This is a genomic window from Pseudomonas alliivorans (assembly GCF_017826695.1).
GTDB classification, from domain to species: Bacteria; Pseudomonadota; Gammaproteobacteria; order Pseudomonadales; family Pseudomonadaceae; genus Aquipseudomonas; species Aquipseudomonas alliivorans.
The window spans coordinates 387,860-412,713 of sequence record NZ_JAFFZW010000003.1 but is presented as its reverse complement, the minus strand read 5'-3'; the positions used below and the strand labels follow the sequence as shown (position 1 = coordinate 412,713).

The 24,854-nt window shown below is 62.1% G+C and carries 26 protein-coding genes and 1 pseudogene; 24 read left to right on the top strand and 3 right to left on the bottom strand.

The genetic code is table 11. The annotated features are described in order from the left end of the window. Positions 1–24: 24 nt before the first annotated feature. Positions 25–319, top strand: a pseudogene (locus JTJ32_RS26590) (PAAR domain-containing protein); the annotation flags it as partial. Positions 320–373: 54 nt separating this feature from the next. Here the strand turns inward: JTJ32_RS26590 and JTJ32_RS11050 are convergent. Continuing rightward, a complete protein-coding gene (locus tag JTJ32_RS11050) occupies positions 374–1,153 on the bottom strand; it encodes a ParA family protein (protein ID WP_210042028.1) in 780 nt (259 codons plus the stop codon). Between the two features lie 346 nt (positions 1,154–1,499). On the opposite strand from JTJ32_RS11050, the gene JTJ32_RS11045 reads away from it, so the two are divergent. From JTJ32_RS11045 to JTJ32_RS10950, 20 genes are read left to right on the top strand one after another with little or no spacing between them, the layout of a single operon-like run. Then, positions 1,500–2,219, top strand: coding sequence for a beta-ketoacyl synthase chain length factor (locus JTJ32_RS11045; protein ID WP_099228735.1), 720 nt, complete (start codon positions 1,500–1,502; stop codon positions 2,217–2,219). Further along, complete coding sequence (locus tag JTJ32_RS11040; RefSeq protein ID WP_210042026.1) at positions 2,195–3,007, top strand: lysophospholipid acyltransferase family protein; 813 nt, start codon at positions 2,195–2,197, stop codon at positions 3,005–3,007. Before JTJ32_RS11045 ends, JTJ32_RS11040 begins: the two co-directional genes overlap by 25 nt. Next, positions 2,982–3,242 (top strand): phosphopantetheine-binding protein, encoded by a 261-nt coding sequence (locus JTJ32_RS11035; protein WP_099228737.1) that lies wholly within the window; start codon positions 2,982–2,984, stop codon positions 3,240–3,242. The genes JTJ32_RS11040 and JTJ32_RS11035 overlap by 26 nt, the downstream gene beginning before the upstream one ends. A 9-nt stretch (positions 3,243–3,251) precedes the next feature. After that, the gene (locus JTJ32_RS11030; protein WP_099228738.1) at positions 3,252–3,506 is read left to right on the top strand and encodes an acyl carrier protein; all 255 of its coding nucleotides are present in this window, start codon (positions 3,252–3,254) and stop codon (positions 3,504–3,506) included. Next, positions 3,503–4,048: a COG4648 family protein gene (locus JTJ32_RS11025; RefSeq protein WP_004880353.1), complete on the top strand. Its 546-nt coding sequence runs from the start codon at positions 3,503–3,505 to the stop codon at positions 4,046–4,048. Before JTJ32_RS11030 ends, JTJ32_RS11025 begins: the two co-directional genes overlap by 4 nt. Before the next feature lie 10 nt (positions 4,049–4,058). Beyond that, positions 4,059–5,741, top strand: a complete 1,683-nt coding sequence (locus JTJ32_RS11020; RefSeq protein ID WP_210042025.1) for an acyl-CoA synthetase family protein — start codon at positions 4,059–4,061, stop codon at positions 5,739–5,741. Next, complete coding sequence (locus JTJ32_RS11015; protein WP_210042024.1) at positions 5,734–6,468, top strand: glycosyltransferase family 2 protein; 735 nt, start codon at positions 5,734–5,736, stop codon at positions 6,466–6,468. Before JTJ32_RS11020 ends, JTJ32_RS11015 begins: the two co-directional genes overlap by 8 nt. Next, complete coding sequence (locus JTJ32_RS11010) at positions 6,465–7,412, top strand: lysophospholipid acyltransferase family protein (RefSeq protein ID WP_099228741.1); 948 nt, start codon at positions 6,465–6,467, stop codon at positions 7,410–7,412. Before JTJ32_RS11015 ends, JTJ32_RS11010 begins: the two co-directional genes overlap by 4 nt. Further along, entirely contained in the window at positions 7,393–8,940 is a 1,548-nt protein-coding gene (locus JTJ32_RS11005; RefSeq protein WP_210042023.1) for an HAL/PAL/TAL family ammonia-lyase, read from the top strand. The genes JTJ32_RS11010 and JTJ32_RS11005 overlap by 20 nt, the downstream gene beginning before the upstream one ends. Further along, a complete protein-coding gene (locus JTJ32_RS11000; RefSeq protein WP_210042022.1) occupies positions 8,930–9,355 on the top strand; it encodes an acyl-CoA thioesterase in 426 nt (141 codons plus the stop codon). Before JTJ32_RS11005 ends, JTJ32_RS11000 begins: the two co-directional genes overlap by 11 nt. Continuing rightward, the gene (locus tag JTJ32_RS10995) at positions 9,352–9,966 is read left to right on the top strand and encodes an outer membrane lipoprotein carrier protein LolA (RefSeq protein WP_210042021.1); all 615 of its coding nucleotides are present in this window, start codon (positions 9,352–9,354) and stop codon (positions 9,964–9,966) included. Before JTJ32_RS11000 ends, JTJ32_RS10995 begins: the two co-directional genes overlap by 4 nt. Beyond that, a complete protein-coding gene (locus JTJ32_RS10990) occupies positions 9,950–12,298 on the top strand; it encodes an MMPL family transporter (RefSeq protein ID WP_210042020.1) in 2,349 nt (782 codons plus the stop codon). Before JTJ32_RS10995 ends, JTJ32_RS10990 begins: the two co-directional genes overlap by 17 nt. Next, positions 12,295–13,467, top strand: a complete 1,173-nt coding sequence (locus JTJ32_RS10985) for a sodium:proton antiporter (RefSeq protein ID WP_210042018.1) — start codon at positions 12,295–12,297, stop codon at positions 13,465–13,467. Before JTJ32_RS10990 ends, JTJ32_RS10985 begins: the two co-directional genes overlap by 4 nt. Then, on the top strand, positions 13,454–14,701 hold the full coding sequence (locus tag JTJ32_RS10980) for an NAD(P)/FAD-dependent oxidoreductase (protein ID WP_099228746.1): 1,248 nt from the start codon (positions 13,454–13,456) through the stop codon (positions 14,699–14,701). The genes JTJ32_RS10985 and JTJ32_RS10980 overlap by 14 nt, the downstream gene beginning before the upstream one ends. Then, complete coding sequence (locus JTJ32_RS10975) at positions 14,698–15,432, top strand: class I SAM-dependent methyltransferase (RefSeq protein WP_099228747.1); 735 nt, start codon at positions 14,698–14,700, stop codon at positions 15,430–15,432. The genes JTJ32_RS10980 and JTJ32_RS10975 overlap by 4 nt, the downstream gene beginning before the upstream one ends. Then, positions 15,429–15,911 (top strand): YajG family lipoprotein, encoded by a 483-nt coding sequence (locus JTJ32_RS10970; protein WP_184322298.1) that lies wholly within the window; start codon positions 15,429–15,431, stop codon positions 15,909–15,911. Before JTJ32_RS10975 ends, JTJ32_RS10970 begins: the two co-directional genes overlap by 4 nt. Further along, positions 15,908–17,104, top strand: a complete 1,197-nt coding sequence (locus JTJ32_RS10965; protein ID WP_210042016.1) for a beta-ketoacyl-[acyl-carrier-protein] synthase family protein — start codon at positions 15,908–15,910, stop codon at positions 17,102–17,104. The genes JTJ32_RS10970 and JTJ32_RS10965 overlap by 4 nt, the downstream gene beginning before the upstream one ends. Beyond that, a complete protein-coding gene (locus JTJ32_RS10960) occupies positions 17,101–17,556 on the top strand; it encodes a hotdog family protein (protein ID WP_099228750.1) in 456 nt (151 codons plus the stop codon). The genes JTJ32_RS10965 and JTJ32_RS10960 overlap by 4 nt, the downstream gene beginning before the upstream one ends. Next, on the top strand, positions 17,553–18,281 hold the full coding sequence (gene fabG, locus JTJ32_RS10955) for a 3-oxoacyl-ACP reductase FabG (protein WP_184322299.1): 729 nt from the start codon (positions 17,553–17,555) through the stop codon (positions 18,279–18,281). The genes JTJ32_RS10960 and fabG overlap by 4 nt, the downstream gene beginning before the upstream one ends. Further along, positions 18,281–19,507: a beta-ketoacyl-ACP synthase gene (locus JTJ32_RS10950; RefSeq protein ID WP_210042014.1), complete on the top strand. Its 1,227-nt coding sequence runs from the start codon at positions 18,281–18,283 to the stop codon at positions 19,505–19,507. Before fabG ends, JTJ32_RS10950 begins: the two co-directional genes overlap by 1 nt. 74 nt (positions 19,508–19,581) lie before the next feature. Here JTJ32_RS10950 and JTJ32_RS10945 read toward each other — a convergent pair whose 3' ends face one another. Continuing rightward, positions 19,582–20,466, bottom strand: a complete 885-nt coding sequence (locus tag JTJ32_RS10945; RefSeq protein WP_210042012.1) for a LysR family transcriptional regulator — start codon at positions 20,464–20,466, stop codon at positions 19,582–19,584. Between the two features lie 117 nt (positions 20,467–20,583). On the opposite strand from JTJ32_RS10945, the gene JTJ32_RS10940 reads away from it, so the two are divergent. Then, positions 20,584–21,852 (top strand): MFS transporter, encoded by a 1,269-nt coding sequence (locus JTJ32_RS10940; RefSeq protein ID WP_210042011.1) that lies wholly within the window; start codon positions 20,584–20,586, stop codon positions 21,850–21,852. A 107-nt stretch (positions 21,853–21,959) separates the two neighbouring features. Here the strand turns inward: JTJ32_RS10940 and JTJ32_RS10935 are convergent, their stop codons facing one another. After that, on the bottom strand, positions 21,960–23,324 hold the full coding sequence (locus JTJ32_RS10935; RefSeq protein ID WP_210042209.1) for a formimidoylglutamate deiminase: 1,365 nt from the start codon (positions 23,322–23,324) through the stop codon (positions 21,960–21,962). 179 nt (positions 23,325–23,503) lie between these two features. On the opposite strand from JTJ32_RS10935, the gene hutC reads away from it, so the two are divergent. Together hutC and JTJ32_RS10925 are read left to right on the top strand one after the other, a co-directional pair. Then, the gene (gene hutC, locus JTJ32_RS10930) at positions 23,504–24,214 is read left to right on the top strand and encodes a histidine utilization transcriptional repressor HutC (RefSeq protein WP_184322514.1); all 711 of its coding nucleotides are present in this window, start codon (positions 23,504–23,506) and stop codon (positions 24,212–24,214) included. Beyond that, positions 24,211–24,828 (top strand): HutD/Ves family protein, encoded by a 618-nt coding sequence (locus tag JTJ32_RS10925; RefSeq protein WP_184322303.1) that lies wholly within the window; start codon positions 24,211–24,213, stop codon positions 24,826–24,828. Before hutC ends, JTJ32_RS10925 begins: the two co-directional genes overlap by 4 nt. Positions 24,829–24,854 lie beyond the last annotated feature (26 nt).

Genomic DNA, 24,854 nt, shown 5'->3' with positions numbered 1-24,854 from the left:
CCACAATCCAAAGGAAGCAGCTCTATGCCATTCATAGTCAGGGAAGGTGATACGACCACCAGCGGCGGCTTTGTGTCGAACACCTCGTCACGCGTAATCCTGGACGAGCAGCGTGTGGCGCTCATGGGCGACCCGGTATGGTGTCCGCTTTGCCGCAGCGCAGGCTTCATCGCCCAGGGCAATCCGACCTATGTCGATGAGTTTGTGGCGGTTGCCACGCATGGCCACGAAGTGCGATGCGGTTGCCCGCCAGGCAGCAACCGTCTGATCGCTTCTCAGAACAAATTCCAGGCCGACATGGACGCTGCCATCGATATTCCCGAGGACATGATCACCGAAGCGCGCCGGCGAGCCGACGCCCTGACCCGGGAAATCAAGGATGTGCGTTGGTTTCCAGCAACTGATGAAGGTCGACGAACTGCCTTGTCAGCTTGTGGCGCGGGTCGAGATGGATCAGAGGCAGACACGCCTCGTGAGACTCGCGCATCTTCACTGACGCATTGAGGTAGATCGGCAATACCGGGAGGCCTTCGGCAACCAGTTCATCCAGCATCTGCTGCGGCAGGCTCGCACGAGGCTGGAACTGGTTGACGATGATGCCTTCCACTTGCAGGTTCTCGTTGTGGTCTTCCTTCAACTCCTCGATTTCCCGCAGCAGGCCGTACAGCGCCTGCCGGGAAAAACTGTCGCAATCAAAAGGAATGAGGACACGATCTGCCGCGATCAGAGCCGAAACCGCGTAGAAGTTGAGCGCGGGCGGTGTATCCAGATAAATGCGTTCGTAATCTTCGTCCAATTCATCCAGCAATTTGCGAAGCTTGTTGATCTTGTGCTTGGCCTCGAGTTTCGGCTGCAGGTCGGCAAGTTCCGCTGTGGCCGTTACCACATGCAGGTTATCGAACGGCGTCTCGTAGATATCGACATGATTCTTCTTGCCGAACGGCGCGGAAGACAACGTCTGCTTGAAGAACTCGGCAATCCCCATCGGGATATCGTGGCCCGTCAGACCGGTGAGGTACTGGGTGGAATTGGCCTGGGCATCGAGGTCGATCAACAGGGTTCGATAGCCTTCGTTAGCGCTGACTGCAGCCAGATTGCAGGCAATGCTCGACTTGCCGACACCGCCTTTCTGATTGAATACCACGCGACGCATGCTTTGGATTCCTCGATAGATTAAGAAACGACGTGACTGACCGATAAAGGCTGTAAGCGTGGTCGAGTCTAGGCAATGCATACGACAAGGGCGACCTTATCGGCGACCTTATCAAAAATACGACACATTTATGTCAGTTCAATGACTGTACTGGTGAGCGTCAAGGCGTACGCCTGAGTTACCTGAATGAGAATGGATGCTGTGTAAACCCTTTACTTGTAACAAATTTGCTAGTCACGATCCCCACAAGGATAATGCGCGCACTCATTCAACTTACCGCCCAGACTGATGCCGTCCTGGTATCGAAGTAGCGAGAAACAAGCCCGCAGGGGCGGGAAGAGAAGTTTTGATCACCTTCAACATTGCACGATGGCGCGCCTGGGCACCTGGCCTGGCGAGCGCAGACGAGTGGGAGCAATGGAGCCGCACCCCTACACAGTTGCAGGACAGCAACGAGGCACCGGATGTGTCTTTTCTGCCTGCGATGCAGCGCCGACGGCTGGGCCGCATGGCGCGCATGGCGTTCGCGGTCGGCTGGCCACTCAGCGAGGGTTACGAACGCATGCCGCTGGTGTTCGTGTCCCGCCACGGCGAAACGCCCCGCACGTTCGAAATCCTTCGCGATCTGGCCGCTGACGAGCCCATGTCGCCGACCCAGTTCAGCCTGTCGGTGCATAACGCCGTGATTGGCCTGTGGTCGATCCTGCGTGGCGAGACCAGCGAAATGACCGCACTGGCGGCCGCAGGCGATGGACTTGAATACGGCGCATTCGAAGCCGCAGCCCTGCTGGCCGAGGGCGCACCGGCAGTGCTGCTGGTGGTGACCGAAGAACAGCCTCCGCACGCCTACGCCAAATGGATCGACGACGTGCCCTTTCCCTATGCCGTCGGCCTGCTGCTGACGCCGGGCAACGAATGGCAACTGTCCCTGAACACCGATACGCAAGGCGCGCAACGCACACAGTGGCCTCATGCCCTGAATCTGTTGCAAGCCCTGCACACCCACCAGTCTTCATGCCTGCATCCGTGGAACAACCGATTATGGAAGTGGCAACGCAACCAGTGAAGAAAGGCCGGGATGCCTATTACTGGCGTCTGCTGGCAACCGGGTTCAGCTTTGCCCTGTTCGGGGTAAGCGGGCTGTGTCTGCGCGTGTTCGTCTTTCCAGTCCTGAGTTGCTTTCCGGGGAGCGTCGCAGACCATCAGCGACGTGCCCGCCGGACCATCAGCCGGCTGTTCTGGCGTTTCATCAGAATCATGGCGCGGCTGGGCGTGCTGACCTACGAGGTCAAAGGCGCCGAAAAGCTGGGACGCCCAGGCCAGATGATCATCGCCAACCACCCGTCCCTGATCGACGTGGTGTTCCTGATCGGGCTGGTGCGTGACGCCAACTGCGTGGTCAAGCGCAGCCTGTGGGAGAACCCTTTCACGCGCGGGCCGGTGCGTTCCACAGGCTATATCAGCAATGACGGCAGCATGGACATGCTCGATGCCGCTGTGGAACGCCTGCAGGGCAGCCAGACCCTGATCATTTTTCCCGAGGGCACTCGCACCCAGCCCGGCCAGCCGCCTGCCTTTCACCGCGGTGCCGCCGCCATTGCCCTGCGCGGCGCCAGCATGATCACGCCGGTGACCATCAAGGTCAGTCCGACCACGTTGACCAAGGCCGAGCCCTGGTACCGGATTCCACAACGCCGCGTGCATTTCACCCTGCATGTGGGTGCCGACATCGATCCGACAACCTTCAGCGCGCTGGGTCCGCCGCCTTTGGCGTCCCGCAAGCTCAACGATTACCTGCATGACTACTTCATCAAGGAGCTCGCCACAGATGAGCGATCTACACCTGGACATTAAAGTGCTGATCATCGACGCCCTGGGCCTCGAAGACATCACCCCGCAAGACATCGGCAATGACCAGACGCTCTTCGGCGAGGGCCTCGGACTGGATTCGGTCGACGCACTGGAACTCGGCCTGGCCATCCAGAAGCGCTACGGCATCAGGATCGATGCCGACGCCAAGGACACCCGCAACCATTTCGCCAACGTCGACAGCCTTGTGGCGTTCGTCAGCGCCAGACAGCCGGTCTGAGGATTGAACATGCAAACCCGTGAAGACATCTTCCAAACCCTGCGCGCGGCCATGGTCGAACTGTTCGAACTGGAACCTGAAAGGGTCGTTCCCGAGGCGAACCTCTATCAGGACCTGGAAATCGACAGCATCGACGCTGTCGACCTGATCGACCACATCAAGCGCAAGACCGGCAAGAAAATCGCGGCGGAAGAGTTCAAGTCCGTCAGAACCGTCAACGATGTGGTCGAGGCCGTCTACCGACTGGTCAACGCCGCCGAATGAAACGGCTGGTTGGTCTGATCCTGGTGCTGGCCGGTGTTCTGTACCCGTTCGCCGTCTATTGGGGAACCGAGCACTTCGCGCCCTGGCAATTTGCCCTGCTGCTGGGAAGCCTGTGGCTTGCGCGCATCGTGACCGGTGAGCGCAAACCCGGCAGCCTGGCGATGGCCCTTGTGGCGCTGGGGTTCTGCGTGGTGCTCGGGTTACTCGACAGCCATGTGATGCTGCGCTGGTACCCGGTGCTGGTCAGCCTGTTCATGCTTGGCCTGTTCGGCTCGAGCCTGATCTACGGCCCGCCGATCGTTGAGCGCATGGCGCGCATCAACCGGCCTGAGCTCTCTGAATCCGGCATTCGCTACACCCGGCGAGTCACTCAGGTCTGGTGCGTGTTCTTTTTGGGCAACGGCCTTGCTGCGGCCGCACTGACGCTGTGGGCACCGCTGTCATGGTGGACGCTCTACACCGGCCTTGTTTCCTATGGACTGATGGGCCTGCTGTTCGCAGGCGAACTGATCGTCCGCCTGCGCGTCATGGGCGGCCCATGAAATGGATAGCATGAACTGGCTAACTCTCGAAAACCTGCTGCTCGACACCAAGACGGATCGACGGCTGACCACCGCTCCCGAGCTGACGCTCGCCCAATGGCGGGCGCGGGCATTGAGCGTTGCGTGCGGACTTCAAGCCCGTGGCGTCCGGCAAGTGGCCGTGCACCTCGAAGATGCCGCCGAACTGGGCATCGCGCTGTTCGGCGCCTGGCGTGCCGGGGTGAGCGTGCTGCTGCCTGCCGACCTGCAAGGACAGACCCGCGAGCGCTGGGCCGGTCAGGTGGATCTGTGGATCACCGACCAGCCCGGCGATGTACCGCTGAATGAGCTGCACGCAGCCCCCCTGGCACCGGCTGCGCTCGATCTGGACCAGTGCCGCCTGAGCCTGTGCACGTCAGGTTCCAGCGGCGAGCCGAAGCTGATCGAAAAGCGTCTTCGCCAATTGGCCAATGAAGTCACGGCCCTCGAACAGCTCTGGGGTGCGGAGCTGGGTCAGGCCTGCATGGTCGGCAGCGTGGCGACCCAGCACATCTACGGCCTGCTGTTCCGGTTGTTGTGGCCGCTGTGCGCGGGGCGTTCATTCGTGCGTCGTCAGTTGCCCTTTTCCGAAGACGTGCAGCGCGCCAGCCTCGAAAACGCGTCGTTCGCCTGGGTCGCAAGCCCGGCCCTGCTCAAGCGCATGGGCGACAACCTCGACTGGCCCAGCCTGAGCACAGTACGCCGGGTGTTCTCTTCCGGTGGCGTACTGCCAGGCGACGCAGCGCAAGGCCTTCATGTGCGGCTGGGGCAATGGCCGACGGAAATCTTCGGCAGTTCGGAAACCGGCGGTATCGCATGGCGTCAGGGCGAACAGCGCTGGCAACCCTTCGAGGGCGTCGAACTGACCCGGGGCGACGACGGTGCCTTGTGCGTCAGTTCGCCCTACCTGCCCACAGGCCATATCGAACACACCGCCGACGCCGTACACATCGACACCGAGGGCCGTTTCGAGCTGCTGGGTCGGCTGGACCGTATCGTCAAACTCGAGGAAAAACGTATCTCGTTGCCCCTGATCGAGCAGGCGCTCATCGCCCATGAATGGGTACGCGAGGCACGTCTGGGCGTGGTGCAGGAGAACCGTGCCTCACTCGGGGCACTGGTCGTGCTGAATGACAGTGGCCTGCTTGCACTGCGGACACAGGGCCGTCGTGCCCTGACCGAAGCGCTGCGCCAGCACCTGCGCCCGCATTGCGAAGCCCTGGCACTGCCTCGTCGCTGGCGGCTGCTGCGGCAGATGCCGCTCAATGCCCAGGGCAAACTGGCTCAGGCCGACGTCGAAGCACTGCTGATGGCCGAGCGCCCGAAACTCCCGGAGCTGCTGGATCAGAAGACCGTCGCTGACGAGTTGCAACTGAATCTGGTGGTTCCGCCCGATCTCGCGTACTTCAGCGGACACTTTCCCAGAGCACCTGTCCTGCCGGGCGTGGTGCAGGTGGAGTGGGCGATGAAGCTGAGCCAGCGTCTGCTGGATCTGCCGCCGCGCTTCGCCGGGATGGAAGTGCTTAAGTTTCAGCAACTGGTGCGTCCCGGCGACTCGCTTACCCTGACCCTGCGCTTCGACGAGCAACGCTCGAAGCTGCATTTCACCTTTCGCACCAGCGAAGGCGCGCCCTGCTCCAGTGGCCGGATCGTGCTGGAGGCTGCGCATGCATAAGCCCTGCGCGATCATTCCGGTGTTTGATCACGAGTTGGCGGTGCCCAACGTGGTCCGCGCCGTCCGTGAAGCAGGGCTGCCTTGCGTGCTGGTCGACGATGCCAGCAGCCCGGCCTGCGCGACGGTGTTACAGCAGCTTGCACAGGCCGAGCAGGTGTATCTGGTGCGCCTGCCGGCCAATCAGGGCAAAGGCGGCGCCGTCATGGCTGGCTTTCGTGAAGCCGCACGACTGGGTTTCAGCCATGCCTTGCAGGTCGACGCCGACGGTCAGCATGACCTGACAGACATCCCGATGTTTCTGCAGCAGTCGCGTGACTATCCCGACGCGCTGATCTGCGGTTATCCACAGTACGACGAGAGTGTTCCGAAAGGACGCCTGTACGCGCGTTACCTGACCCACGTGTGGGTGTGGATCAATACCCTGTCGCTGCAGATACGCGACTCGATGTGCGGCTTCAGGCTCTATCCGCTGGCGCCCGTGTTGACGCTGATCGACAGCACGCAGATCGGCAGGCGCATGGACTTCGACTCGGAAATCCTGGTGCGCCTGTCATGGCGCAGGCAGGCCATGCGCTGGCTGCCGACCCGCGTTCATTACCCTCAGGACGGCCTTTCGCACTTCCGCCTGTTCCACGACAACGCGCTGATCTCGAAAATGCACGCCAAACTGTTCTTCGGCATGCTGATCCGCCTGCCGGTCATCCTCTGGCAACGGTGGCGGGCATGAGCTTGAAACCTGCATCGAAACAGCATTGGGCCAACCATGAAGAGCGCGGCAGTTTTCTGCTGATGAAGCTCACCGCGTGGGGCGTCAAACTGCTCGGCCGTCGCCTGTTGACGCCGGTGCTGTATGGCATCGTGCTGTATTTTTTCCTGTTCGGCCGCCGCGCCCGGCACAGCATCCACGAGTATCAGCAGCGCCTGTCACAGTGGAGCAACCGGCCCGAACTGCGCCCGACCCAGCGCCGGGTGTTCGGCCAGTTCATGGCCTTCGCCGATGCGCTGCTCGACAAGCTCGACGTGTGGAACGGCAGGCTGGGCATTGACCAGATCGAGATCATAGACCCGGCGCACCTGCGGCAGAACCTGCGCGGATCGCGTGGACAACTGCTGGTCGGCGCGCATCTGGGCAACCTTGAGGTGTGTCGCGCCCTTGCCGAGCTGGGCGAAAAAGTCACCATGAACGTATTGGTGCACACCAAGCATGCGGAACGCTTCAATCGCCTGCTGGGCGAAGCCGGCGCGACCAACCTGCGACTGATACAGGTCAGCGAGCTGGACCCGGCCATCATGCTGCAACTGAACCAGCGCATCGAGGAAGGTGAATGGCTGGCCATCGCCGGTGATCGTGTGCCGCTGCATGGTGGACGCAACGTGCGGGTCGATTTTCTCGGCCAGCCCGCCGCCTTTCCGCAAGGCCCGTGGCTGCTGGGCGGGCTGCTCAAGTGCCCGGTCAACCTGTTCTTCTGTCTCAAGGGCCCGAGCGGCTACCGCGTGATTCTCGAACCCTTTGCCGATGCCATCGAATGGCGGCGCAGCGACCGTGCGCAGGTCATCGAACACTGGGCCAGGCGTTACGCCGAACGTCTCGGCCACTATTGCCTTGAAGCGCCACAGCAGTGGTTCAATTTCTACCCATTCTGGAAGTCCGATGACGAACCACGCTCCTGACACCATCACCTTCGGCGAACGGGCGCTGCGTATTGAAGACGTGCTGGCGTTGGCCAACCGCCAGGCGCCCACTGCATTGCAGAACGATGACGCGTTCCGCGAACGTATTGCCAAAGGTGCACGGTTTCTGGATTCGCTGCTGGACAAGGAAGGCGTGATCTACGGCGTCACTACCGGCTATGGCGATTCGTGCGTGGTCGCCGTTCCGCTGGAACACGTCGAAGCGTTACCGCGTCATCTCTACACCTTCCATGGCTGCGGTCTGGGCAAGCTGCTGGACGCGCAGGCGACCCGCGCCGTGCTCGCGGCACGGCTGCAGTCGCTGTGTCAGGGCGTTTCGGGGGTGCGTGTCGAACTGCTGGAACGTTTGCAGGCGTTCATTGATCAGGACGTACTGCCGCTGATCCCCGAAGAAGGCTCGGTCGGTGCCAGCGGTGATCTGACGCCGCTGTCCTACGTAGCCGCGACGCTCTCGGGCGAGCGTGAAGTGATGTTCGGTGGCGAGCGTCGAGCAGCCGTCGACGTGCACCGCGAACTGGGCTGGACGCCGCTGGTGCTGCGGCCCAAGGAAGCGCTGGCCTTGATGAACGGCACAGCGGTGATGACCGGACTGGCCTGCCTCGCATTCGCGCGGGCGGACTATCTGCTGCAACTGGCGACCCGCATCACGGCAATGAACGTGGTGGCGCTGCAAGGCAACCCGGAACACTTCGACGAGCGCCTGTTCGCCGCCAAGCCGCATCCGGGTCAGACCCAGGTGGCCGCGTGGCTGCGTCAGGATCTGGCCATCGACGCCCCGACCGCGCCGCTGCATCGCCTGCAGGATCGTTACTCATTGCGTTGCGCGCCACACGTGCTCGGCGTGCTGGCCGACAGCCTGAACTGGCTGCGTTCGTTCATCGAGATCGAACTCAACAGCGCCAACGACAACCCTATCATCGACGCCGAAGCCGAACGCGTGCTGCACGGCGGGCACTTCTATGGCGGGCACATCGCTTTCGCCATGGACAGCCTGAAAACGCTGGTCGCCAACGTCGCCGATCTGCTGGACCGGCAACTGGCGCTGCTCGTGGACGAGCGTTACAACCACGGCTTGCCGAGCAATCTGTCGGGCGCCAGCGCCGGGCGCGCCATGCTCAACCACGGTTTCAAGGCCGTACAGATCGGCGCCAGTGCCTGGACGGCCGAGGCGTTGAAAAACACGATGCCGGCCAGCGTGTTTTCGCGCTCCACCGAGTGCCACAACCAGGACAAGGTCAGCATGGGCACCATCGCTGCCCGCGACGCGATCCGGGTGCTGGAGCTGACCGAGCAGGTCGCCGCCGCCACCCTGATCGCCGCCAATCAGGGCGTCTGGCTGCGCAGCAAGTCCGCCGATGCACGCCCGCTGCCACCTGCGTTGGCCGCCATGCATGAACAACTGAGCCAGGACTTCGCCCCCGTCATCGAAGACCGGGCGCTGGAGGCAGAGCTGCGCCTGTGCCTGAAACACATCGCCAACCGACACTGGAGGCTGCATGCGCAGTAAGGGATTTCTGCAGGTCGATACCGAAATCGTGGTGCCGTTTTTTGACGTCGACATGATGAACATCGTCTGGCACGGCCATTACGTCAAATACCTGGAAGTGGCGCGCTGCGCGCTGCTCGACCACATCGGCCATAACTACATGCAGATGCTCGAATCCGGGTATGGTTGGCCGGTGATCGATGTCCAGCTGCGTTACGTGCGCAGCGCCGTGTTCGGCCAGAAGCTGAACGTGCGCGCCGATCTGGTGGAATGGGAGAACCGGCTGAAGATCAACTACCTGATCACCGACGCGGTCACCGGCGAACGCCTGACCCGCGCCAGCACTGTCCAGGTCGCCGTCGACAGCCAGACTCACGAGATGCAGCTGGCCTCGCCCAAGGTCTTCATCGATGCCGTAGAGAGAGCCTTGCCATGAGCGGTCCGCTTCGAGCGTTATGTGTATTCGGCCTGCTGTGTCTGTCGTCGCTGGCGCACGCCTTCGACCTGCAACAGCTGAGTGATCAACTGGCCAGGCCTGTGGTGGTGCAAGGGCGTTTCATTCAGGAAAAGCACCTGCGCGCCCTGCCGCAGCCGCTGATCAGCAAGGGCCGCTTCGTACTGGCCAGGGACGCCGGGCTGCTCTGGCTGCTGGAAACCCCGCTGAAACAGGATTACCGCATCAACGCCAACGGCATTGCGCGCCGGGAAGCCGAAGGCAGCACCAGCGTCTGGAAGCCGGTGCCCAACAAGAACGCCGGAGCCGAGCAGAACCGCCTGTTCCTTGCCGTGCTGCAAGGTGACAGCAGCGGCCTGCAACGGGATTTCGAACTGCAACTCAAAGGCGATGCCAACGCCTGGCACCTGACGCTGACACCCCGTTCGCTGTTGCTGCAGCAGGTGTTCAAGCAGATCAATATCGACGGCGGTGAACTGGTGCAACGCATCGAACTGCTGGAAACCCAAGGCGACAGCACGGTTTTGAAAATGATCGACAGCACCCGCGCAGCCGCGCTGACCGATGCGCAACGCAATGACTTTGCGAACTGAGCGCCTGCTTCCACGCCTGTTCCTGCTGATTCTGGCGGGCGTGCTGGCGCTGGCTGCCTGGCAATGGCACGACCGCTCGCCGCTGTCGGCCAACCTCATGGAACTGGTGCCGGGCACTGATAACGACGCGCTGGTCACCACCGCCGAAAAGCGCATTCAGGAGCCGCTCAACCGCGAAATGCTGGTGCTGGTCGGGCATTCGGACCGTCAGCAAGCCATCACACTGGCCCGCACGCTGGCCGAGCAATGGCAGGCCAGCGGCCTGTTCGAAAAAGTGCAGTGGACGTTACAGGCCGACCTGCCTGCCTTGCGCACGCAACTGCTGCAAGGCCGAATCGCGATGCTGCCGGCCGTGGACCGCGCGCAACTGCTCGACGACCCGCAGGCCTTTATCGAGCAGCGAGTGCAAACCCTGTTCGATCCCTTTGCCGGTTTTAGCCTCGTGCCCAGTCAGGATGACTGGCTGGGCCTGACCGGGCGCATCCAGAACGGCTTGCCCCGCCAGGGATCGGTCGAACCGGATCTGGCCAGCGGCGCATTGATCGCCTCGGCCGACGGTAAAAGCTGGGTATTGCTGCGCACGCGCACCGGTAACGACGCCTTCGACATGCACCTGCCCGGCCACGTCGCGGAGCTGCTCGCAACCGCTCGCCAGCAAGCGGGCCAGGCCGGAGGTCAACTGCTGGCGGCCAGCGGCTTGCTGTACGCAGCCGATGGCCAGAAGCAGGCCAGCCGGGAAATGACCTGGGTCGGCGGCGGCGCAACCATTGGCATCCTGTTGCTGCTGTTGCTGGCGTTCAGAAGGTGGAGCGTGCTGCTGGCGTTTGTACCTGTCATCGTCGGCATGCTGTTTGGAGCGGTCGCCTGCGTCGCGGTGTTTGGCAGCATGCACGTCATGACGCTGGTGCTGGGCTCCAGCCTGATCGGCGTGGCCGTCGATTACCCGCTGCACTACCTGTCCAAAAGCTGGAGCATGAAGCCCTGGCGCAGCTGGCCTGCCTTGCGTCTGACGTTGCCGGGGCTGAGCCTGAGCCTGATCACCAGCTGCATCGGTTATCTGGCGCTGGCCTGGACGCCGTTCCCGGCGCTGACCCAGATTGCCGTGTTCTCGGCCGCAGGGCTCGTCGGCGCGTACCTGACAGCGGTATGCCTGTTGCCCGCGCTGCTTGGCAGAATCGAGATTCATCCCGCGCAATGGCCGCTCAAGCTGGCCCAGCAGATGCTCGATTGCCGCGCCGCCTTGCTGCAACGCATCAGCACCCCGAGTCTGCTGGTGTTGCTGCTGGCCTTCTGCGGCGGCGGCCTGTGGCACCTGACCACCAAGAACGACATTCGTCAGTGGGTCGCGGCCCCGCAGTCGCTGACCGACGAAGCCCAGGCCATCGCACGGATCACCGGCTATCAGCCCACCAGCCAGTTCTTTCTGGTGCGCGGCAAGGATCAGCAGGAATTGCTGGACCGCCAGACCGCGCTCACCCAGCGCCTCGATCAACTGGTGAGCATGGACAAGTTGCAAGGCTACATGGCGGTCAACCAGTTGCTGGACTCGCCTGCCGAACAACAGGCAACCCGCGCAGCCCTGGCGAAGCTGCCTCAATACTGGCAGCCGCTGCTGCAGCTCGGCGTTCCGGAAAGTGCCCTGAAGGCCGAAATCGCTCAATTACAGGCACTGCCGACGCAAGACATCGACCTGGCACTGCAAGGTCCGCTCGCCGAACCCTGGCGTACGCTGTGGCTGGGGCCGAATGACGAAGGCGTGGCGAGCATGGTGAGCCTGCGCGGCCTGAACAGTACGGCGTTGCTGCGTATGCAGGCGGGCGGACTGGACGGCGTGCAACTGGTGGACCGTCTGGGCGAACTCAATCAGGTATTCGCCAGCACCCAGGTCAGCGCCGCCGAACTGAAGATGGCCTCCTGCGTGCTGATCGTGCTGTTGCTGATCGTACCGTTCGGCTTCAATGGCGCACTGCGCATTGTCGCGCTGCCGCTGCTCGCTGCGTTGTGCAGCCTCGCCAGCCTGGGCTGGCTCGGCCAGCCGCTGACCCTGTTCAGCCTGTTCGGCCTGCTGCTGGTCACCGCAATCAGTGTCGATTACGCCATTCTCATGCGCGAGCAGGTCGGCGGGCCAGCAGTGAGCCTGTTGGGCACGCTGCTGGCCGCCGTCACCACTTGGCTGTCGTTCGGACTGCTGGCGATTTCCGGCACCCCGGCGATCAGCAATTTCGGTCTGTCGGTGAGCCTTGGGCTGGCGTTCAGCTTCCTGCTCGCGCCGTGGGCCAGTCCGCGTCAGAAGGCTCACCCGCCTGCCGGATCGTCGGAGTCACAGCCATGATGGTCCTGGCGTTCTGGGCCATGGCGTTGAGTCTGTTCGCGCTGGCTACATGGGCTGGCCAGCGGCTGGGGCTGATTCCCATCGTCAGCCAATTACTGCTGGCCACCTTCGGCCTGCCACTGTTGATGTTGCTGTGGATAGAGCCGCACTGGCAGCTCAGCGGCGCACAGCTGGTGTCGCCGGTCTGGCTCAAGAGCCTGTACGGCTTGGCGTTTGCGGTGGTACTGGGGCAGATTCTCAGTGAAGTGATCGACGTAAAACTTGACCGGCAAAGCCTGAAAATCGCCGTCCCGAGCTTTTTCGTTCCTTTCCTGGCAGGCATCGCCTGCGCGATCTGGCTGTTGCCCGAGCAGGCCTGGATCAGCTCGCTGGCCGTGGGGCTGGTGTTTGCCATCACTGCGATCCCGGTTTTGTACCTGTACCTGCACCATATCGATTACCCGCCCGCCGCGACCCGCCGGCTGGTGCAGACCGCGATTCTTATCGACCTGACCTGCTGGAGCCTGTTCGCCCTTGCCCAGGGCAGCCTGCACCTCGGCAGTCTGCTGCTGCCCCTGCTGGGCGCCTGCGTGCCGCTGCTGTTTCGCCTTCTGCGTCTGCGCCAGCCGCTGCTCTATAGCCTGACGTTTTTTTCCCTGCTGATGGTGGCCGAGCATTACCGGCTCAATGCGTTGATATTCGGCATAGGCTATCTGCTGTGCATGTCACGGCTGGGTCAGGCTTGGGTGCCGCCGCTGGACGCGACAACACTGCGCTTCATTCAGAACTGCCTGGCCATCCCACTGCTGCTGACCTTCGGTATTGTGCAGATCGATGTACACAGCGCGTTGAACGAGACGGGCTGGTTGCAGTTGGGCGCGCTGATCGTACTGCCCATCGCCAGCAAGCTGCTCGGCAACTGGATCGGTTTGCACTGGGCAACACCATCGTTCGCCGGGGCCAGTCGCTGGCGCGAAAGCGTGCTGCTGAATATTCGTGGCCTGAGCGAAATCGTGTTTCTCAACCTGCTGCTGCAACAACAACTGATCAGCCAGGCATTGTACTTCGCCTTGATGCTGATGGGCCTGATGGCGACACTCATGCCGGCATTGACCGGCATGGGTCGCCAGCCCTCACGCACTGCTCCTTCAATCGAACCACCGAAAAGGAATACCTGTGCCCACCATTGAAAAGGAAATTCGCCAGGTCGTCGTCATCGGTGCTGGTCCGGCCGGTTCGATTGCTGCGGCGCTGCTCAAACGCCAGGGTCACGATGTGCTGATCGTCGAGCGCCAGGTGTTTCCACGCTTCTCCATCGGCGAAAGCCTGCTTTGCCATTGTCTGGATTTCGTTGAAGAAGCCGGCATGCTCGAAGCGGTGCAGGCCGCCGGGTTCCAGCAGAAGAATGGCGCAGCGTTCGCGCGTGGCGAGCAGTACAGCGATTTCGACTTCGGCGACACGTTCACCAACGGCAAGCCGACCACCTTTCAGGTGCAGCGCGCCGAGTTCGACAAGCTGCTGGCCGATCAGGCTGAGTTGCAGGGCGTCGAAATCCGCTATGAACAGGAAATCATCAGCGCCGATTTCGACGGCCCGCGGCCGGTCTTGCGCGTAAGACACGAAGACGGCAGCGAATACAGCGTGCAGGCCGATTTCGTGCTGGACGCCAGCGGCTACGGCCGCGTGCTGCCGCGCTTGCTGGACCTGGAAGCGCCGTCCGGATTTCCGGTGCGCAAGGCGGTGTTCACCCATATCGAAGACCACATCGAAAGCCCGCCTTTCGACCGTCAGAAAATCCTCGTCAGCATCCACCCCGAGCACAGCGATGTGTGGTTCTGGACCATCCCGTTCAGCCAGGGGCGCTGTTCGCTGGGCGTTGTGGCATCAGCCGAGCGGTTCGAAGGCAAGCCTGAGGACCTGGACGCTTGCCTGCGGGCGTTCGTTGCAGAAACTCCACAGCTGGCCAACGTTTTGAAAAACGCAGTCTGGGACACCCCGGTACGCACCATCGGTGGCTACTCGGCCAACGTCAAGGCTCTGCACGGCAAGGGTTTTGCGCTGCTGGGCAACGCGGCGGAGTTTCTCGACCCGGTGTTTTCTTCGGGCGTCACCATCGCCATGCGCTCGGCCAGCATGGCCGCAGGCGTGTTGAATCGTCAGTTGCGCGGCGAAACGGTGGATTGGGAAACCGAATTCGCTGTTCCGCTGAAAAAGGGTGTCGATACGTTCCGCGCTTACGTTGAAGGCTGGTACGACGACACCTTCCAGAATGTCATTTTCTATGAAGGCGGAACGCCTGACATACGCCGCATGATCAGTTCCATTCTGGCCGGCTACGCCTGGGACGAGCGCAACCCGTTCGTCAGCGAACCCAAGCGGCGTCTGCGGGTGCTCTCGGAAATCTGTACGAGCGATGATTCATGACCGGACCGTTCCTGAGCGACAGCTACGTCGAAGAAACCCGCTTTGGTCTGTGGTTTCTGCGCAGCGATATCTGGCAATACCGGGTGCTGCGTGTCGCCATTGATGACCTGCGCAGCCTGCTCACAGGTCCGCTGCCTGCCGCACCGGTGTTGCTGGACGCAGGCTGTGGACAGGGCAAATCGTTCCGCCACCTGAGCAAGGTGTTCAGCCCGGCCAGGCTGCTCGGTGTCGATGCCGACCCGGACAGCCTGACACGCAGTCGCGAAGAAGCCGCCGCACTGGGGATCGACGTCGAACTGATCGGCAGCGACTGCGCCGCCCTGCAACTGCCCGACGCCAGCGTCGACCTGCTGTTCTGCCACCAGACCTTTCACCATCTGGTCGAGCAGGAACAGGCGCTGGCCGAGTTCTACCGCGTGCTCAAGCCGGGCGGCTATCTGCTGTTCGCCGAATCCACCGAGGCCTATATCGACACCTGGGTGATCCGCTGGCTGTTCCGTCACCCCATGCACGTTCAGAAAAGCGCCGCGCAGTACCTGGAGATGATCCGCCAGCAGGGTTTTGAATTCGAGGCCCGCAATGTCTCCTACCCTTACCTGTGGTGGAGCCGCGCCACGGACTTCGGCCTTCTGGAAGCCTTGAAGCTGCGCAAGCCCAAGCCCTTCGGGCAGCGTGAGGAAACACTGGTCAACGTAGTGGCCCGCAAGCCGTTGCAGGGTGAGGAAGCATGATCCGAGCATTGATTTTTTCACTGTTGCTGCTCGCAGGTTGCGCCAGCCAGACGCCGCTGCCGACCACGGCACCCACGCTGGCGTTGCCAATGCAGTTGCACATCGAGCGCAGGCAGGCGGATCAGCGTCAGGACTGGATGTTGATCATCCAGCGTGAGAACAAGGGCCTGCGCTGGTCGATGATGGACCCGCTGGGCATTCCTCAGGCGCGTCAGTTGCTGATCGAGGGCAAGTGGCAGGCAGACGGCTTGTTGCCGCCGAATCCTGAAGCCCGCGAACTCTTCGCCGCGCTGATGTTTGCCATGACCTCGGATCAGGAACTGAACAGCCGTTACCCGACTGCCTATCGCCAGGGCATGCAGCGTCGTCTGGAAAATCGCTGGCTGGTCGAATACCAGTCGGCCAACGCCTTCACCGTCCGTCTCAAGGACGGCCTGAGCTACAAAGTGACCCCGCTGAACAGCGAGACCACGCCATGACTGCCCATCTCAATGCACTGGGGCTGATCTGCGCTCTGGGCAACGGCCCGGAAGAAGTGTCTCGCCGACTGTTCGCCGCCGACTGCTCAGGCATGGTCCTTGAAGACGGCTGGGTCGCAGATCGTGCGCTGCCGGTGGGCGCGGTCAAGGACGTACTGCCTGCGATCCCTGCGCCATTGCAATCGCAAAGCAGCCGCAACAATCAGTTGCTGCTGGCGGCGGCGTTGCAGATCGAGGACGATATTCGTCAGGCCATCGACCGTTACGGCGCGTCGCGTATTGGCGTGATCATCGGCACCAGCACCTCGGGCATCGATGAAGCCAGCAGCAGCATGGTCCAGTGGCTGCGTGAACAGACTTTTCCCGAACACTACGATTATGCGCAGCAGGAACTGGGTGCGCCGGCCAATTTTCTGGCGAGCTGGCTGCAACTGACCGGCCCGGCTTACGTGATTTCCACGGCCTGCACGTCCAGCGCAAGGGCCTTGCTCAGTGCTCGACGGGCGTTGGACATGGGGCTCTGCGACGCGGTGCTGTGCGGTGGTGTGGACAGCTTGTGCAAGCTGACCCTGAACGGGTTTTCCTCGCTGGAAGCCATGTCGCCGACGCTCTGCAATCCGTTTTCCAGCAATCGCAACGGGATCAACATCGGCGAAGCGGCGGTGTTATTTCTCATGACCCGTGAAGCGGGCGGCAAACACTCGATTGCCCTGCTCGGCGCGGGCGCCAGTTGCGATGCGCACCATATCTCGGCCCCGGAACCGACAGGGCGCGGCGCACGCGATGCCATGCAGCAAGCATTGAGCAACGCACGGCTCGCGCCGGAACAGATCGGTTACCTGAACCTGCACGGCACCGCCACCTTTCACAACGACGCCATGGAAAGCCTGGCGGTACAGGCCGTGTTTCCGAACGGCGTGCCGTGCTCGTCGACCAAGCCGCTGAGTGGCCATACCCTCGGTGCAGCGGGTGCACTGGAAGTCGCGTTCTGCTGGCTGAGCCTGTCGCCCGACAACCTCGAACACGCTTTGCCGCCTCATGTATGGGACGGCGCGGCCGATCCATCCGAGCCCGCGCTGCAACTGACTGCACCGGGCGCACGTCTGGCCGCTGGCGACAGCCGCTACATGATGAGTAATTCCTTTGCCTTCGGTGGCAATAACATCAGCCTGATTATCGGAGATGCACCATGATCGATTGGCCGCTCGCCGAACTCATTCCTCACGCTGGCGACATGATCCTCATCGATCAGGTGCTGGCCTTTGACGAAGACCAGATCCACACCCGCCTGACCGTGCGCCCCGACGGGCTGTTCAACGAAGCGGACGGCCGCCTGCCCGCCTGGGTCGGCGTGGAGCTGATGGCCCAGAGCGTGGCAGCGTTTGCCGGCTGTCAGGCGCGCAGCAAGGGCGAGGCGGTCAAGCTGGGCTTTCTGCTCGGCAGCCGCAAGTTCGACTGCAACGTCGCGCACTTTCCGGTCGGCAGCGAGCTGAACATCCACGCTGTACGCTCGCTGCAGGACGACAGCGGCATGGGTGTCTTCGAATGCACCCTGACAGGCCCGGACATCAACGCCTTTGCGCGCCTCAATGTATATTGCCCACCCAACACTGCTGACTACCTGGCTGAAGGAGCCCCGGCATGACTGAATCCATACTGGTCACCGGCTCAAGCCGTGGCATCGGCCGCGCCATCGCCCTGCGCCTGGCTCGGGCCGGGTACGACCTGATCCTGCACTGCCGCACGGGCCGCAGCGAAGCCGAAGCGGTACAGGCCGAGATCATTGCGCTGGGTCGCCAGGCCCGCGTCCTGCAATTCGACGTGTCGGACCGTGCCGCCTGTAAGGAAATTCTTGAGCAGGATGTGGAAAACCACGGTGCCTATTACGGCGTGGTGCTCAATGCAGGGCTGACCCGCGATGGTGCTTTTCCGGCGCTCAGCGACGACGACTGGGATCAGGTGTTGCGCACCAACCTGGATGGCTTTTACAACGTGTTGCATCCGCTGACCATGCCGATGATCCGTCGCCGCTCGGCAGGACGCATCGTGTGCATCACCTCGGTGTCCGGCCTGATCGGCAATCGCGGGCAGGTCAATTACAGCGCTTCCAAGGCAGGGTTGATCGGTGCGGCCAAGGCGTTGGCCATCGAACTGGGCAAACGCAAAATCACGGTCAACTGCGTTGCGCCGGGCCTGATCGACACCGCCATGCTCGACGAGAACGTGCCGGTGGATGAGTTGATGAAGATGATCCCGGCCCAGCGCATGGGCACACCTGAAGAAGTGGCGGGTGCGGTGAATTTTCTGATGTCGGCCGAAGCCGCTTACATCACGCGTCAAGTGCTGGCCGTCAATGGAGGCCTGTGTTGATGAAACGCGTGGTGGTCACCGGCATGTCCGGCATTACGTCGATCGGCAGCGACTGGGCAAGCGTCCAGGCGAATTTCACGGCCAATCGCAGCGGTATCCGGCGCATGGACGAATGGAACCGGTTCACGGAACTGAACACTCGGCTGGCCGGACCTATCGATGATTTCGCCGTGCCCGCACACTGGACGCGCAAGCAGTTGCGCAGCATGGGTCGCGTGTCGCGCTTTGCGGTGGGCGCATCGGAGCAGGCGCTGATTGACGCCGGGCTGCTGAACGACCCGATCATTCGCGACGGCCGCATGGGCACGGCTTGCGGTTCGTCCACAGGCAGCACCGACGAGATCAAGGCCTTCGGCGCCATGCTGATCAACTCGGTGGCTGTCGGTCTGAACGCCAACTCCTATGTGCGGATGATGCCGCACACCACGGCTGCCAATATCAGCATTTTTTTCGGTTTGACCGGGCGTCTGATCCCGACCTCGAGCGCCTGCACCAGCGGCAGCCAGGGCATCGGCTACGCCTATGAGGCGATCAAATTCGGGCGCCTGCCGCTGATGCTGGCCGGTGGCGCGGAAGAACTGTGCCCGACCGAAGCGATGGTGTTCGACGCGCTGTATGCCACCAGCCTCAAGAACGATGCACCTCACACCACACCACGCCCTTACGATACCGGCCGCGACGGGCTGGTGATCGGCGAAGGTGGCGGCATGCTGGTGCTGGAGGAACTGGAGCACGCCAAGGCACGGGGCGCGCATATCTACGCAGAGATCGTCGGTTTCGGCAGCAACGCTGACGGTGCGCACAGCACCCGGCCGGAGCAGATCACCATGCGCCGCGCCATGGAGCTGGCGCTGGAAGACGCCAACCTGCCGCCCGAGGCCATCGGCTACGTGAACGGCCACGGCACAGCGACGGAACAGGGCGACATCGCAGAAACGCTGGCCACCAGCAGCCTGTTCGGCTCGCGCATGCCACTCAGCTCGCAGAAAAGTTTCCTCGGCCACACCCTGGGTGCCTGCGGTGCGCTGGAGTCGTGGTTCACCATCGAAATGCTCAACAGTGATCGCTACATCCACACGCTGAACCTTGATGTGATTGATCCAGAATGTGGCGATCTTGACTACATCGTTGGCGAACCCCGACAAATAAGCAACGAATACGTGATGAATAACAACTTCGCGTTCGGCGGCGTCAATACGTCGCTGATCTTCAAGCGCTGGGCGTAATCGCAAGGCTGGAGGATCGTGCCCGCGCGCAGCGATGGGCACGACCGGTGTCGGGGGATGCCTGCTCCGGCGCCCTACCCCTTCGTTGCCAGTTCGAAAAACGCTCTGGCCATGGCTGACTGTTCATCCTTGCGTTTCACCAGCCAGACCGGGCTGGTGGCGCCGGGGTCGAGCAGGTTGCGGTAGACCACGCCATCGATGCGCATCCGGCGATACGGCGCGGGCAGCACCGTGACACCCAGCCCTGCTGCCACAAGACCGATCATGGTCATGGGCTCGCCCGCTTCCTGCGTGATCAACGGGTTGAAACCTGCCGCGCGGGCCAGGCTGAGGATCTGGCCGTAGATCCCGCTGCCGTAGGTCCTTGGAAAGAACACGAATGGCTCGGCCGCCAGCGCCGCCATATAGATCCCGTCTTCGCTGCCTTGCGCCAACGGATGATCGGCCCGCATGATCGCGATCAGGGGTTCGTTCAACAGCTCGAACACCTCCAGAGAATCAGGCAGTTCCAGCGGCCGCATGATGCCCACCTGAATGCTCTTGTCCTCCAGCCCTGCCGCGACCTGCTGGCTGGTCATTTCCGTCAGGTCCAGATGCACCTGCGGGTACGCCTGGCGAAAGGCAAAGATCGCCTCGGGAATATTCGATGTCAGCGGCGCGGAAGACGTGAAGCCGACCTTTAGCTCTCCTAACTGCCCCAGTTGCGCACGCCGGGCCACATCGGCGGCCTTGTCGACCTGCGCCAGCACCAGACGCGCTTCGTCGAGAAACAGTCGGCCGGACTCGCTCAATTCGACACGCCGATTGGTTCGGTCGAACAAACGCGTACCCAGCTCCTGCTCCAACGCCTGAATCTGCTGGCTCAACGGCGGCTGGGAAATGCCCAGCACCTGAGCAGCACGGCCAAAGTGCAGCTCTTCGGCAACGGCGATGAAGTAACGCAGATGGCGCAGTTCCATACGGCCTCAATCAAGTCGTTTTACGTATCAAACAGGTCGAATAATATATTGGATTGAATCATTAGCCAGCTATATGATTTTTTCATTGCCTGCCCGAACCGTGCTCCGAGGTTGACCGTGAACCCTGCCGCCGCTCCATCCGCCATCAAGTCAAACACCGTGTCTGCCGAGGCATCTGTCCCGCTGGGTGACAGCTATATCGAGAAAAACACGCCGCTGTTCAAGCGCACCGCGCTGGCCTTGTTCGCCGGCGGATTTTCGACCTTCACCCTGTTGTACTGTGTGCAACCGATGATGCCGATGCTCTCGCAAGAGTTTTCCATCACCGCAGCCCAGAGCAGCCTGATCCTCTCGGTCGCTACGGCCATGCTCGCCATCGGCCTGTTGATCACCGGTCCGGTTTCCGACCGGCTGGGGCGCAAGTCGGTGATGGTCATGGCGCTGTTCTGCGCCTCGCTGTTCACCATCGCCAGTGCGCTGATGCCGAGTTGGGAAGGCGTGCTCGTCACACGGGCGCTGGTCGGGCTGTCGCTCAGCGGTCTCGCAGCCGTGGCCATGACCTACCTCAGCGAAGAAATACACCCCACGCACCTGGGACTGGCGATGGGGCTTTACATCGGCGGCAGCGCGGTCGGCGGCATGAGCGGGCGGTTGATCGTCGGGGTAATGATCGACTACGTGAGCTGGCATGCCGCGATGCTGGTGGTCGGCGGTCTGGCGCTGATTGCTGCGGCCGTGTTCTGGAGAATCCTGCCCGAATCACGCAACTTCCGCGCCCGCTCGCTGCACCCGCGCAGCCTGCTGGATGGCTTTGTCGTGCAGTTCCGCGACAAGGGCCTGCCACTGCTGTTTCTGACCGGTTTTCTGCTGATGGGCGCGTTCGTCACGTTGTTCAACTACATCGCCTATCGGTTGCTGAGCGAGCCTTACAACCTGAGTCAGGCCGTGGTGGGTGTGTTCTCGGTGGTGTACCTGTCCGGAATCTACAGTTCGGCAAAGATTGGCTCACTGGCTGACCGATTGGGCCGTCGCCGCGTGCTGTGGGCCGTGATCGTCATGATGCTGTTCGGCCTGAGCCTGACCCTGTTCACGCCATTGGCGGTGGTCATCACGGGCGTGCTGATCTTCACCTTCGGCTTCTTCGGCGCGCACTCGGTGGCCAGCAGTTGGGTCGGCCGCAGGGCTACCGTGGCCAGAGGCCAGGCGACCTCGCTCTATTTGTTCTGCTACTACGCAGGCTCGAGCGTAGCCGGTACCGGCGGCGGCGTGTTCTGGCACTACGCGGGCTGGAACGGCATCGGGCTGTTCATTGGCGTATTGCTGCTGATAGCGCTGGGCGTAGCGTGGCGGCTGGCAAAATTGCAGCCGTTGGCGGGCCGGGGTTGAGCGTTGCAAACACCTGCCGTTCAGTGAACTGTGACGCAACCGGGCCAGGTCGAAGACGTGACGGTTGCATCTCACACAGGTGTTGCGTCGATTCAAGGCTTCATTGACTAGCCCAGCAATGCGCTCAGCACCTGCGCAAACGCTTGTGCACTCTGCTCTTCATCAGCATGCCGTCCTTCGCGAATCACCCAGCGTCCGGCAACAGCGACGTCGCGAATCTGCCGATCACCGCCCGCGAACAGCCAGCGGTTCAGAATGGCGTCGCCCGTCGCGGTCGCGATGTACGGGTCTTTACCGTCCAGCACCAGCCAGTCCGCACGCTTGCCGATTTCTAGCGCGCCGATTTCCTGACCCAGCGCCTGGGCGCCCCCCGCGAGCGCGGCGTCCATCAAGGTTCGGCCCACCATCGGCTGATCGCTGCGGTACAAACGGTTACGGCGCTGGTCGCGCAGCCGCTGGCCGTACTCCAGCCAGCGCAGTTCTTCGACGACGCTGAGCGACACATGGCTGTCCGAGCCAATACCCCAGCGTCCGCCCTGGGCGATGTAATCCACAGCGGGGAAAATGCCATCTCCCAGATTCGCCTCGGTGGTCAGGCACAAACCGGCCACCGCGCCGCTGTTCGCCATGAGCGTCACTTCGTCAGGCTCGGCGTGGGTCGCATGCACCAGACACCAGCGGTTATCCACAGGCGTATTTTCATACAGCCACTGCAAAGGTCGCCGACCGCTCCAGCTCAGGCAGTCGTCGACTTCCTTCTGTTGCTCTGCAATGTGGATATGCACCGGGCAATCCGAGTCGCTGGCGGCCAGTACTGCGCTGATCTGCTCAGGCGTCACGGCGCGTAGCGAGTGAAAGCACAGGCCCAGTCGCTGTGCCGTCTGGCTCGCCACGATCGGCTGCAAACGCGCCTGCAGGTCCAGGTAGCTGTCGGTGCTGTGGATAAATCGACGCTGCCCCTCGTTGGGTGCCTGCCCGCCAAAACCTGAATGGCTGTAGAGCACCGGCAGCAAGGTAAGGCCGATACCGGCGGAACTCGCCGCCTGACTGATCTGCAACGCCAGCTCGGCGGGGTCGGCGTAAGGCTTGCCGGTCGCGTCCTGATGCACGTAATGAAATTCAGCGACCGAGGTGTAGCCGCCCTTGAGCATTTCGATATACAGCTGGCGAGCAATAACGCCCAGTTGCTGCGGCGTGATACGCCCGACCAGACGGTACATGAGGTCGCGCCAGGTCCAGAAGCTGTCGTTCGGGTTGCCCGCCACTTCCGCAAGCCCGGCCATGGCACGCTGGAACGCATGCGAGTGCAGGTTCGGCATGCCGGGCAGCATCGGGCCGCTGACCACTTCAGCACCCTGCCGATCGGCATTGATCTGAATCCGCGTCAATATTCCCTCAGGGCTTACTTCCAGACGGACATCGCTGGCCCAGCCGTCAGGGAGTAACGCGCGCTCGGCAAAGAAGGCTGACATTGACTTCATACCCCATCACTGTAATTTGTATATACATATACAGACGTTTGGCAATCCGGTAAACCGTCGGCAAACTTGCCGTACCACCGCTTAATGGTTAGCTTGAGCGCCTGAATCATCTCGACAACAAGGACACACACGTGCCGACGCCGCCCGCCTCTTCATTATTGGCAGCCCAGATGGGCGAAAGTCCCGCACCCTTGTACGCCCGCGTCAAACACATGATCGCCCTGCAGATCCAGAACGGTACCTGGCCGCCTCATCATCGCGTGCCGTCGGAAAGCGAGCTGGTGACGCAACTGGGGTTCAGCCGCATGACCATCAACCGCGCCCTTCGCGAACTGACGGCCGAAGGCCTGCTGGTGCGCATGCAGGGTGTCGGCACTTTCGTAGCCGAACCCAAGAGTCAGTCGGCGCTGTTCGAAGTCCACAATATCGCTGACGAGATCGCCGCACGAGGCCATCGTCATTCCTGCAAGGTCATCGTTCTCAAGGAAGAAGCGGCAGGCTCCGAGCGTGCGCTGGCGCTGGACATGCGCGAGGGCCAGCGGGTGTTCCATTCGCTGATCGTGCACTACGAAAACGACATTGCCGTGCAGATCGAAGACCGTTTCGTGAACGCCTTGGTCGCGCCGGATTACCTCAAGCAGGATTTCACTCAACAGACGCCCTACGCCTATCTGTCGCAAGTTGCGCCATTGACCGAGGGTGAACACGTGGTCGAGGCTATTCTGGCCGAGCCCGACGAGTGCAAGCTGTTGCAGATCGACGCAGGCGAACCCTGCCTGCTGATTCGACGCCGCACCTGGTCGGGCCGCCAGCCGGTGACCGCTGCACGCCTGATCCATCCCGGCTCCCGTCATCGCCTTGAAGGACGTTTCACCAAATGACCCTGACCCGCATCCTGCGCGCCGTCGATTACCCACGCATGCCGTGGAAGAACGGCGGCGGCAGCACCGAAGAAATTGCCCGTGACGCCGGTCAGGATCTGGACGGTTTCGGTTGGCGCCTGTCGATTGCAGACATCGAGAACTCGGGTGGTTTTTCAGTGTTTGCCGGTTATCAGCGGATTATCACGGTTCTGCAGGGCGCGGGCATGACGTTGTCGGTGGATGGCACCACCAGCCGCCCATTGCTGCCCTCCGACCCGTTCGCATTCAGCGGCGACAGTCAGGTCGAGTGCACGCTGCTCGACGGGCCGATCCGGGATTTCAATCTGATCTACGCTGCACATCGGTACAACGCTCGCTTGCAGTGGATCGACGTGCGCCAGCCGCAAAGGCTGTTCAGTTCGGCCAGCACCTTTGTGCTGTTCAGCATGGCCGAGCAGATTGCGCTGAGCGTCAGTGGTCAGCCCTGGGAAATCCTTGGCAAGCACGACTGCGCGCTGGTGGACAATAACGGCGGACTCATGGAGATCGAGCTGCAATCCTCAGGCGCCAGCCGTTGCTGCCTGATTGAGCTGAACGCCCTTGGCAATGAAGGTATGCTGGGCGCCCTATAAGAATCAGCTTCTCGTTCAAGGACGAC